The sequence below is a fragment of the Deltaproteobacteria bacterium genome (assembly GCA_016210005.1).
Classification (GTDB): domain Bacteria; phylum Desulfobacterota; class Binatia; order HRBIN30; family JACQVA1; genus JACQVA1.
Window position 1 is genome coordinate 1 of sequence record JACQVA010000182.1, and the last position, 10,465, is coordinate 10,465.

9 protein-coding genes are annotated in these 10,465 nt (G+C 66.4%); 8 read left to right on the forward strand and 1 reads right to left on the reverse strand.

Features of this window, described 5'->3' with window-relative positions; all coding sequences use genetic code 11:
- The first annotated feature begins 157 nt into the window (after positions 1 to 157).
- Both HY699_17485 and HY699_17490 read left to right on the forward strand, forming a co-directional pair.
- The gene (locus tag HY699_17485) at positions 158 to 754 is read left to right on the forward strand and encodes a histidine phosphatase family protein (protein ID MBI4517600.1); all 597 of its coding nucleotides are present in this window, start codon (positions 158 to 160) and stop codon (positions 752 to 754) included.
- 82 nt (positions 755 to 836) lie between these two features.
- Positions 837 to 1,193, forward strand: a complete 357-nt coding sequence (locus HY699_17490; protein ID MBI4517601.1) for a hypothetical protein — start codon at positions 837 to 839, stop codon at positions 1,191 to 1,193.
- A 144-nt stretch (positions 1,194 to 1,337) separates the two neighbouring features.
- On the opposite strand, the gene HY699_17495 is transcribed toward HY699_17490, so the two are convergent.
- Positions 1,338 to 2,411, reverse strand: a complete 1,074-nt coding sequence (locus HY699_17495) for an agmatine deiminase family protein (protein ID MBI4517602.1) — start codon at positions 2,409 to 2,411, stop codon at positions 1,338 to 1,340.
- Between the two features lie 266 nt (positions 2,412 to 2,677).
- Here HY699_17495 and HY699_17500 point away from each other — a divergent pair, with 266 nt between their 5' ends.
- The 6 genes from HY699_17500 to HY699_17525 are packed head-to-tail and all read left to right on the forward strand — an operon-like array spanning position 2,678 to position 10,446.
- The gene (locus HY699_17500; protein MBI4517603.1) at positions 2,678 to 5,071 is read left to right on the forward strand and encodes a CoA transferase; all 2,394 of its coding nucleotides are present in this window, start codon (positions 2,678 to 2,680) and stop codon (positions 5,069 to 5,071) included.
- 3 nt (positions 5,072 to 5,074) lie between these two features.
- Positions 5,075 to 6,733 (forward strand): AMP-binding protein, encoded by a 1,659-nt coding sequence (locus HY699_17505; GenBank protein ID MBI4517604.1) that lies wholly within the window; start codon positions 5,075 to 5,077, stop codon positions 6,731 to 6,733.
- A 25-nt stretch (positions 6,734 to 6,758) separates the two neighbouring features.
- The gene (locus HY699_17510; GenBank protein ID MBI4517605.1) at positions 6,759 to 7,892 is read left to right on the forward strand and encodes a MaoC family dehydratase N-terminal domain-containing protein; all 1,134 of its coding nucleotides are present in this window, start codon (positions 6,759 to 6,761) and stop codon (positions 7,890 to 7,892) included.
- Between the two features lie 2 nt (positions 7,893 to 7,894).
- Positions 7,895 to 8,830: an LLM class flavin-dependent oxidoreductase gene (locus HY699_17515; GenBank protein MBI4517606.1), complete on the forward strand. Its 936-nt coding sequence runs from the start codon at positions 7,895 to 7,897 to the stop codon at positions 8,828 to 8,830.
- A gap of 42 nt (positions 8,831 to 8,872) precedes the next feature.
- Entirely contained in the window at positions 8,873 to 9,874 is a 1,002-nt protein-coding gene (locus HY699_17520) for an LLM class flavin-dependent oxidoreductase (GenBank protein ID MBI4517607.1), read from the forward strand.
- A 32-nt stretch (positions 9,875 to 9,906) separates the two neighbouring features.
- Entirely contained in the window at positions 9,907 to 10,446 is a 540-nt protein-coding gene (locus tag HY699_17525; GenBank protein MBI4517608.1) for a pyridoxamine 5'-phosphate oxidase family protein, read from the forward strand.
- Positions 10,447 to 10,465 lie beyond the last annotated feature (19 nt).

Genomic DNA, 10,465 nt, shown 5'->3' on the forward strand with positions numbered 1-10,465 from the left:
TCCCCATAACACGTGGGGAGCACCGTCGGTGATCAGCGGTTCAGTTCAACGGGGCCTTTCCGCCATCCGGCGGCAACCACCACAGCATCTCGCGCAACCCCGTGTCGCGCCGGATGCCGGAAAAACCCTTTTACGTTAGACCGCACGAGCCGGAGCAGTGACGTCGATTCTCTTGGTTCGGCACGCCCACGCACCATGGTCTACGGATGAGATGCGATCGCTCTCCCGCAGGGGTCAGCTCGATGCCGATCGCCTGGCAGACGAGTTGGCGGTTCTTCCCATCACTGCGGTCTACTCAAGTCCCTACAGACGCTCGCTGGAAACCGTATCACCGCTAGCGGCTCGCCTTGACCTGCCGGTACAAGAGCTGCCGGACCTTCGCGAGCGTGCGCTCGGCTCGTTCAACTCCCGCTCATTCGAGCAGGCCGTGGCATCAACGTGGGCGGACCTTGACTTCGCTCACGCCGGAGGAGAATCCAACCGTGAAGCACGCCACCGCGGCATCTCGACGATTCGATTCCTTGCCACCCGCCATCCAGATGACGTCGTAGTCGCGGGGACCCACGGGAACCTGCTCGCCCTCATCCTCAGCGCCTTCGACGACCGCGTCGCCTTCGACTTCTGGCGATCGCTGAAGTTCCCCGACGTTCTGCGACTGGATCTCGAACGCTCAGGAAAAGGCGCATACCATCGCCTCAGCTCGCGTGCGGTCAACACCTATAAGGCCTCCGTTGTCAAGAAGACGCGGCGGTAGCGCCACGGGGGCGGGGGGCGCTCGCGGGAAGCAGACGCGGCGGGCACGCTGAGGAGGGTGAGCCGACTTCGTTTCACAGCGGGTGCCATGGGCCAAAGAGCGGCGCGATGAACTAGAAGCGGGCAAAATCGACACCGTCCTTGCGGAGCTACGTGTCCATGCCAACATCATCGACGAGGCCCGCAAGTGTATCGACTACCTCACCACCAACCGCAACCGGATAGGCTTCCCGGAGTTCCGCGCCCAGGGGCTATGCACCTCGACCGGCGTCGTGGAGGCCGGCTGCAAGACAGCCGTCGGCACCCGGCTCAAGCGCGCCGGCATGCGCTGGACCGTCACCGGTGCCGACGCAATCATTGCCCTGCGCTGCTGCGTGCTCCCTGGCCGCTTCGAGGATTTCTGGGAGCGGCGCTCAGCCGTGGCTGCCGAGGCCACGTAGTGAGGTCACCTCACAAATGTGTCGTGCGCCCCCACCGCGTGGGTGGCGAGGAAGTTGCTGACGGTGGTGGCTATGCGGCCGCGCGTTCGTGCTGCGGCGCGCGCAGCTCTTTCCAACAGCGCGGCGTGATCGCGTCGATTCGGCTCATCGGGTGAGTGCTGACGAGAATCGATGGGGTGCCGGCTGTTGCTGCGTCAGGCAGTGGAGTGTGCCCAAGCCCCAGACGAGATCGACGGCATGGATACCGATGGTTTCACGGGTCGGAAACAACCGGGCCAGGGTATCCAACGCGAGGCGGTCGTTCGGGTCGTTGAAGGTGGGCACCAGCACCGCCACGTTGGCGATGTAGAAGTTGGCGTAGCTTGCCGGCAAGCGCATGCGCTCGTAACGGATGGCTTGCGGCAGCGGCAGCTCGATCACCTCGAACGGCCGCCCGTCCTGATCGCGCATGCGCTTGAGCCGGCGCAGGTTGTCGGCCAACGGGGCGTAGTTCTCGTCGCGCCGATTGCTCTCGACCGCGGCCACCACCGTGCGCGGGCCGGTGAACCGCGCCAGATCATCGACATGGCCGTGGGTATCATCCCCTGCAATTCCGCACCCCAACCACAGAACGTTGGTCACGCCCAAGCAGTCGCCCAAAACCCGCTCGAGTTGCGCGCGCGATAGGTGCGGGTTACGCGCCTGGATCGGCGAGAGCAAGCATTCCTCGGTCGTGAGCAGCGAGCCGCTGCCGTTGACGTCGATGCTGCCCCCTTCGAGCACGACGGGTCGGCCGGCAACCGCGGGCGTGAATCGCGGCAGCCGTAAGCGCCGCGCCAGCTGCGCATTGACGGCGTTGTCGAGCTGCCAGTTGCGGTACTTCGCCCAGCCGTTGAACTTCCAGTCGGTGATTGCCAGCTGGCGGCCACGCTTGATGAAGAGCGGTCCGAAATCGCGCATCCAGCCGCGATTGGTGGGAATGACGAGGAACTCGACTTGCGCCGCCGGCACGTGCGCCTTAGCCAGCAACTGCTGCGCCCGCAGGCGCGCCGCCGGATCGCGCACGATGATGCGCACGCGCTCGCTGCGCGCCAGCACCCGCGTGATCTCGACGTAGACGAAGTGGATAGCGGCGATCTTTCCGGGCCAGTCCGCCGGCCGGTGCGGCCAGGCTATCCACGTCGCCGCGTGCGGCTCGAACTCCGCCGGCATACGGTAGCCCAGCTCAGCCGGTGTCATCTTGGCCTCTGCAGTTCGTCGCACAGCGGCGTGCCTATCGTCACTGACGAGCAATGACAATACTTTGCAGCGATCATCCGGGTTCCCATGGCGGCGATGCGGACCGGCATCGCCGCCGATGCGAGTGAGCATCGGCAATGCGGCCCCGCGGGGGCGACACCGCCTTTGATCGTGAGCCCGTGGTCGGCGCGCACTTGGCGCCGGCATTGCTCTTGACACTACCCAGCAACGCGCCGGGCAGTACCCCTGCGACCGGCGGAGTGCGTATGCAACGTGATGACAGCCAAGCACCGCCGCCTGCAGCCCTCGGTACCCTGAGAGTGATGGAGTACGGCACCGGTGTCGCCACCGCCTTCTGCGCCCGGCTGCTCGCCGACTTCGGGGCCACGGTCTTCAAGATAGAACCCCCCACGGGCGACCCCCTGCGACATCACGGCCTGTTTCCCGGCGATAAGCCGCATCCCGATCACAGCGCTCTGTTCGCTTACCTCAACGCGGGTAAGCAAAGCGTGGCGCTCACGGGCGATCATGAGGCTGACCGCACGCTGCTAGCCCGGCACGCCGGCGGTGCCGACGTGCTGGTAACCGACCTGCTGCCGGCCGAGCGTGCGACCTGCAATCTCGACGAGATCAGCGCCGGTGGAAACATGGTGACGGTATGCTTGCCCGCCATCGGCTCCTGGGGTGCCTTTGGTGGGCGGCGCGCTTACGACCTACAAGTCTGCGCGCTGTCGGCGGCCAGCATCATCCTGGGTGAACCCAAGCGGCCGCCGCTGCACTTCCCGTTTCACTTGCCGGCGCTGCAAGCCGGTATGCACGGGGCGGCGGCAGCGTTGAGCGCGTTGCTGGCGCGGCGCCGCTGCGGGCGGGGGCAGGCAGTCGAGGTCGCTGCTACCGACGTGCTCGCCTTCTACACCGGGGGCATGTCCCGATTCATTCTCGGCTCCGGCGGATCATGGCGGCGACGTGGCTTCGAGCGCCACGGCACGATGTATCCCTCGGGCTTCTACCCGTGCCGGGACGGCTTCATCTTCATCGCCACCCAGACCCGCGCGCAATGGACCGGTTTCCTGCGCCTGATGGGTAACCCGCAGTGGGCGCAGCAGGACCCCGTGCTGCAAGACGGCGTGCGCATCGGCTGGGCACGCGCCGACGAGGTCGACCTGCACTTCATTCCCTGGCTGACGCAGTACACCCGGCGCGAGTTGGCCGACATGGCCCGCCAGGCCGATTTGGTCCTCGGCCCGATCAACAACGTCGATGACTTGTTTGGCGAGCCGCACCTGGAAGCGCGGCGCTTTTGGGCCGAGGTGAGCGTCGGCGAGACCACCGTGCGCATGCCGGGTATGGGGTACGCGATGTCGGCCACGCCCTGGCGCCTCGGGCGAGTGCCGAGGCTCGGCGAGCATGCCCAGGACGCCGTGGCCAGTGCGGTTGCCCCCGCGCGACCTCCGAGTCGACCGCCGGCGCGCATCCGCCGGCCGCTCGAGGGCTATCGCGCGCTCGAGTTCGGCTTCAACTGGGCCGGACCGCTGGTGGGACAGATCTTGGCTGACCTCGGCATGGAGGTGATCAAGGTCGAGACCAACGCACGGCTCGACTTCATGCGCCATTGGCAGCACGCGCGAAAGTTTTTCCACAACGCCAACCGCGGCAAGCTGAGCGTCTCGGTCAACCTCAAGCAGGCGGGCGGGATCGAGCTGGTGCGCCGCTTGGCCGGCCGGGTCGATGTCGTCTTCGACAATTTCGCCGCTGGCGTCATGGCCCGCAACGGCCTCGGCTACGACGACCTGCGCCAAGTCAAACCCGACCTGGTCGTGCTGTCGATGGCGATGGCGGGGCAAACCGGCCCGCTCAAACACCTGCGGGGATTCGCCACCATCGCCACCGGCTTCGCCGGTTTGGAGTCGGCCATTGGTTACCCCGATACTGGCTCGACCGGCCTGCCCTTGCTCGGCATTGGCGATACCAACGCCGCCATTCAAGGTGTGTACGCCTGCCTGGTGGCGCTGTGGCACCGCGAGCACACCGGTCAAGGGCAGTTCATCGACCTGTCGCAGATCGAGGCCGCCGCCACGCTTGCGGCCGAACCGCTGTGCGACTTCCAAATCAACGGCCGCGTGGCCGCACCGCAGGCCAACCGCCACCCCTGGATGGCCCCGCACGGCACCTACCCCGCTGCCGGCAAGGACCGTTGGGTCGCCGTCGCCGTCGGCAGCAACGCCGAGTGGCAAGCGCTGGTGCAAGCCATGGGCGAGCCGTCGTGGGCCAAAGAGCCTGCCTTCAACGAAGCCCACAGCCGTTACGCGCGACAGGCCGAGATCGACGCGCGGCTGGCCCAGTGGACTGCCGCGTTCGATCGCGACGCGCTGGTCGAAAGGCTGCAAGCTGCCGGCGTCGCCGCCGCGCCCGTGCTCGAGATCGACGAGGTTCGCACCCACCCCCATTTCCAGGAGCGGCAGCTGTGCCAGGAAATCAGGAGTTTCGAAGGCAGCCCAGAGCTAGTATACAACACGCCGTGGCATTTCAGTTTGACCGCACGCGGCGTGGACCGGCCTTCACCGCAGGTTGGGGAGCATAACCACTATGTCTTCGGAGAACTGCTCGGGATGACGGCAGAGGAGATTCAACACCTCGCCGAGCAGCAAGTGATGTGGTGAGCGATGGCGACGTTCCCGACCTTCCCGCCTGAGTATCGCCGGCGCTTTGTCGCGGCCGGCCTCTGGCTGGACCGAACGCTGTACGACTACTTCAGCGAAACCGTGCGCCGCCTGCCCGAGCAGGTGGCCATCGTCGCCGGCGCGCGGCGCATTACTTTCAGCCAGTGGGCGCACGAAGCCGAGCGCTTGGCCGCCGGGCTGGTGCGGCTGGGGCTGGCCAAGGGGGATATCGTCTCGGTGCAGCTGCCCAACTGGCCGGAGCTGTGCGTGCTGCAGGTGGCGCTGGCGCGCATCGGCGCCGTGATTCAACCGATGCACATGATCTACCGCCAGCGCGAGATCGCCGCGATGCTGCGCTTTTGCGACTCGCGCGCGGTCTTTCTACCGGCAAGCTATCGCGGCTTCGACTACGCCGCGGCGCTGGCCGGAATCCGCGGCGAACTGCCCCAGCTGAAGTATGCCGTCACCACGCGCGGCGCTCACGGGCCGTGGCCGCGCTACGACGACCTGGTCGCCGGTAGCGACGGCCTGGCGGCCTACGAGGCCGCTTATCCGGTCGTGGCCGACGACGTCTTCTACCTCAACTTCACCTCCGGCACCGAAGGCGATCCGAAAGGCTTTCTGCACACTCACAACACGTTACTGAGTGCGCTCAAGCGCTTCGCCGACATGCAGGCGCGCCATGATCCGAAATCGGCCGCCGACGTGATCCTGGCCAATAGCCCGATGTCGCACTCCTTCGGCCACCTGACCACGCATCAGGTGCTGCTGCGCGGCATTCGCATGGTTCTGGTCGAGCACTTCGAGCCCGGCGAGACCCTGCACCTGATCGAGCGCGAGCGCGTCACCGCCATCTCCGGCACACCGGCGCACTTGATCAGCCTGCTCAACCACCCCGATTTCGCCAAGCATGACCTCACCAGCGTCAAGAGCGTTGGCGTCGGCGGCGCGCAGTGCCCGCCGCAGTTGCTGGCCGACATCAAAGTCAAGTTCGGCGTCGCGACCGGCAACACTTACGGCATGGGCGAGAACATCGTGCACACCCGCACGCTGCCGTCCGACCCAGCGGAAGTCATCCGCGACACCGTCGGCCGGCCGGTGCCGGGCGCCGAGCTGAAGATCTTCTGCGAGGATCACCGCAGCGAGACCAGCCCCGGCACGGTCGGCGAGATCGCCTTCCGTGGCCCCACCTTGTTCGCCGGCTACTACAAGCAGCCCGAACTATCGCGGGTCACCCGTAACGACGACGGCTGGTTCTTCACCGGTGATCTCGGCTTCGTCGATGAACGCGGCTACCTTCATCTCGCCGGCCGCAAGAAGGACATGATCAACCGCGGCGGCACCAAGATCTTCCCGAAGGAGATCGAAGACCTGCTCCACTCGCATCCCAAGATCCTCAAGGCCGCCGTGATCGGCATGCCGGACTACCGGCTGGGCGAGCGCATCTGTGCTTACGTGGTGCCGCGGCCGGGGGAGACGCTCTCGCTTGATGAGCTGCGCGCGTATCTCACCGGCCTCAAAGTGACGAAGCACAAGTTCCCCGAGCGGCTGGAGGTCATCGACGAGTTGCCCATGACCCCGACCGGCAAGATCAAGAAGGAGCCGTTGCTGCGCGACATCGAGCAGAAGCTCGGCGCAGCCGGTGGCCGTTTCGACGAGTGAGCTAGCGCCAGAGATCGGAGCCAGCATGGAGTTCGGCAAGATTACCGAGGACGCCATCGCCAAGTTGAAGCGCCGCATCGGCGTCGAACGTAAAGGCAGCACCATGCACCGGCGCGGCCCGCTGCGCCTGCCCCGTGACGTCATCCGTCGCTTCGCCATCGGCTCGGGCGACGACAACCCGCTCTACCTCGACCTCGACTACGCCGGCAAGAGCCGCTACCGCACCCTCATCGCCCCGCCCAGCATCATCGGGTTCACCGAACGCACCAACGGCGCCACCGACGGACTGCCCGGCTGCCACACCATCTGGCGCGAAGCGATCTACGAGTGGTATTTGCCGCTCAAGATGGACGACGTGCTCGACTCCAGCACCTACCTGCGCCGCGTCGAGCTGATCCCGAGCCAGTTCGGCGGCGGCAAAGCCGTGGTGCAGGATTACGAAACCTACATCCGGAACCAGCGCCAGGAGAGCGCGGCGAACTACCGCACCTCATGGCACCGCTTCGAGCGCCACAGCGCCGCCAAGGCCGAGAAGTACAAACGCGAGCTGGCCAACTATACGCCCGCTGACATCGACAAGATCAAGGCCGACTACAAGCAGGAACAGCGCCGCGGCCGCGATATCCTGTGGTGGGATGACGTTCGCGAAGGTGACCAGATCCCGTTCGTCGTCAAAGGGCCGACCACCCAGATCAGCAAGTTCGCCTTCGAGAGTTGGGGCGGCCCGGGCGGCTGGTTCGTCGGCCACAAGCTCGCCTTCGCACTGTTCGAGAAACATCCCGGCCTGCCGTTCATCAACGAGCAGGGCATCCCCGAGGCCCCGGTGGCGATCCACTGGTCCAACGAGCGCTCGCAAAAGCTCCTCGGCCTGCCCGGCGCCTACGAGGCCGGTTACGAACGCACCAGCTGGATCGTCCACATGTTGATGAACTGGATCGGCGACGACGGCTTTCTGCATCGCCTCACGCAACGCTACCCGACCTTCAGTCTCTTGGGCGACACCACCTGGTGCCGCGGCACGGTGGCGGAGAAGTACGTCATCGATCAGCCCGTCGACGGCAAACGCCACGCGCTGCGCTGCGAGATCTGGACGGTGAATCAACGCGGCGACACTACCACCACCGGCGAGGCGGTGGTGCTGCTACAAGCACGCAACTGAGTATGCGCGTCGGCTTGCTCTACCAACACACCGGCCCGGACGGCGACTTCGCCCCGGTGATCGAACAGATCGCCAAGGCCGATCACCTCGGCTTCGACACCGTCTGGCTCGAAGAGCACCCCGGAGCGCCCGGCGCCCTGGGCTCGCTCGCCATCGTTCTCGGGGCACTCTCCAAGCGCACCCGTGCCATCCGCCTCGGCGGATTCAGCGCACTCGCCTTGGCGCATCCGATTCGCACCGCAGAGGACTTCGCGGTGGTCGATCTGCTCGCAGGCGGCCGGCTGAACTTCGGCGTCACTCCGTACGCCGATGCTGAAGGCTGCCGCCGTTATCGCGTGCCTGCCGCTGACTGCGCCGACCGCTTCCGCGAGGCGCTCGACCTCGTGCTGGCCGCCTGGGTGTTCGACGAGTTCTCGTACGGCGGCCGCTGCCACCAATTCCCCGCCCACACCACCGCCGGCACCGGCTTGCAACGCAAGCGACTGGGCGACGCCGGCTATCGGCCGCAGTGGGAACGCGGGCCGGAAACGCCCGACTTCCTCACCGTCACCCCCAAGCCGTTGCAGCAGCCGCGCCCGCCGGTGTGGCTGCGCGCGGATCAGCCGGAGTGGATTACCTTTGCCGCCGAACGTGGACACTCGCTGGTGCTGCCGGCCGGCGCGCCGCAACTGCTGCAAGCCGCGGCGCAGGCTTACGACAGCGCCCTCACCCGCGCCGGCCGCGATCGCAGCTCGGTGGAACTGGCAGTGATCACGGACCTGCCCTTCGACGGCAGTCGGCTGGCGGCCCACACCTTATCCGCGCTGCATCAGCTTCACGGCGCCAGCGGCTTGAACCACCTGATCTGGCGCGTGCCCTATCCGCAATTGCCGCAGCCAGACCTCATCGCCGCGCTGGCGCAATTCGCCGCCGAAATTCACCCCATGTTGCAGGCATGACATGAAGACAGCAATCGCGCTTTTCGCGCCGCGGATGTGACCATGGAGTTCTGGAGCGGCATCGGCGGCCTGGCCAAGTCACGGGTGTTCCCCCGCAACCTCGCGCTCGACTACGCCGAACTGGTCGATAGCGCTTGCCTGCTGGAGGAGATGGGCTTCGATGCCTTCAGCGGCTCGGAACATCACTTCATGTACGACGGCTTCTGCCCGTCGCCGCTGGTGGCCTTGTCGGGCTTGGCGCTGAGCACCAAACGGATCAAGTTCGTCACCGGTGCCCTGCTGCTGCCGCTGCACGACCCGCTGCGCATCGCCGAGGACGCGGCGACCCTCGATCGCCTTTCGGGCGGCCGTCTGATCTTAGGCCTCGGCATGGGCTACCGCCCGCTCGAGTTCGATGGGCTGGCGAGCGAGAAGCGCACCCGCGGCGCCCGCTTGGTCGAGATGATTCAGCTGGTGCAGCAAGCGCTCAGCCAAGAGCGCTTCTCGTTTGCCGGCAAGTACTACCAGTACGAGAACATCAGCGTCACCCCGCGCCCGCGGCAGCAGCCGCATCCGCCGCTGTGGCTGTGCGGCGGCACCACGGCCAAAGCCGCACGCCGCGCCGGCCGCGCCGGCCTGCCCTACTGGCTGGCCACTTCCACCTTCGAGCACGCCGAGCAGTGCGTGCACGCCTATCGCGAGGCCGGCCGCGCCGCCGGCTTCCCGCCGCAGGCGCTCAAGGTGGCGGTCTTCAAGGACCTCTGTCTGGCCGCCAGCCGCGAACAGGCCGTGAAACTGCGCCAGACGCTGCTCCGCGCCTTCTACGACGAGCACATCCTGGGCTACGGCTACCTCGTCGATGAAGCCGGCGAGCACCTCTATAACCCGCCGCGCAGCCACCCGCTTTACCAGCAGTTCGTTGCCAGCATCTTCGCCGGCACACCGCAGATGGCGATCGCAGAACTCCAGCGCTACGAAATGCTCGGCATCGAGGCCATGTACGTGGCGACGGTGCAGAAGGAGCTGTTCGTCAAAGAGGTCATGCCCGCCTTTCGCAAACCGTGAAGCGCGCGCCGACGCTGCCCCAGGAGCCCGCCATGGCAGAAGCTAAGCAATCGTATATCCAAGAGCAGATGCTCAGCCTGATCGATCCCAAGCTGGTCGATCAATGGGGTGATCCCAACAAACATCCGGAGACGCAGCTTTCCCAGGAGCAAGTCGACCAGCTGCTCGCGGCCGGACGCGAGATGTTCATTTCGCATCTCACTCGCGACGGCTTCCCCATGGTGACCGTCCACGTCTACTGCTTCATCGACGGCCAGCTGTGGAGCACCACCGTCAAGGGCCGGGTAAAGGCGGCGGCCTACCAGCGCGACCCGCGGTGCGCCCTGTGCATCTCGTCGTCGGGGCTCAAGCTGCCCTTCGGCGGTGCGCTCACGATCAAGGCCCGCGCCACGGTGATCGAAGAGCGCGCGCTGGTCGAGCGCGTCTGCCGCGAGCACGCGCGCCGCTATTACTCCGGCGAGCGGGCGCAGGAGCTGTTCTTCGGCACCCTCTTTACCCCCAATCGCGTCGCCCTGCGCTTCGACATCGACAAGATCATCAGCTGGGCCAACATCGGCGTGCGCCGCGACTGAGCGGGCAAGTCGGCGGAGC

Coding starts and splice junctions, on each gene's coding strand:
- HY699_17510 (MBI4517605.1), top strand. CDS start 6,759: ATGGAGTTCGGCAAGATTACCGAGGACGCCATCGCCAAGTTGAAGCGC.
- HY699_17520 (MBI4517607.1), top strand. CDS start 8,873: ATGGAGTTCTGGAGCGGCATCGGCGGCCTGGCCAAGTCACGGGTGTTC.
- HY699_17515 (MBI4517606.1), top strand. CDS start 7,895: ATGCGCGTCGGCTTGCTCTACCAACACACCGGCCCGGACGGCGACTTC.
- HY699_17500 (MBI4517603.1), top strand. CDS start 2,678: ATGCAACGTGATGACAGCCAAGCACCGCCGCCTGCAGCCCTCGGTACC.
- HY699_17495 (MBI4517602.1), bottom strand. CDS start 2,411: ATGACACCGGCTGAGCTGGGCTACCGTATGCCGGCGGAGTTCGAGCCG.
- HY699_17525 (MBI4517608.1), top strand. CDS start 9,907: ATGGCAGAAGCTAAGCAATCGTATATCCAAGAGCAGATGCTCAGCCTG.
- HY699_17505 (MBI4517604.1), top strand. CDS start 5,075: ATGGCGACGTTCCCGACCTTCCCGCCTGAGTATCGCCGGCGCTTTGTC.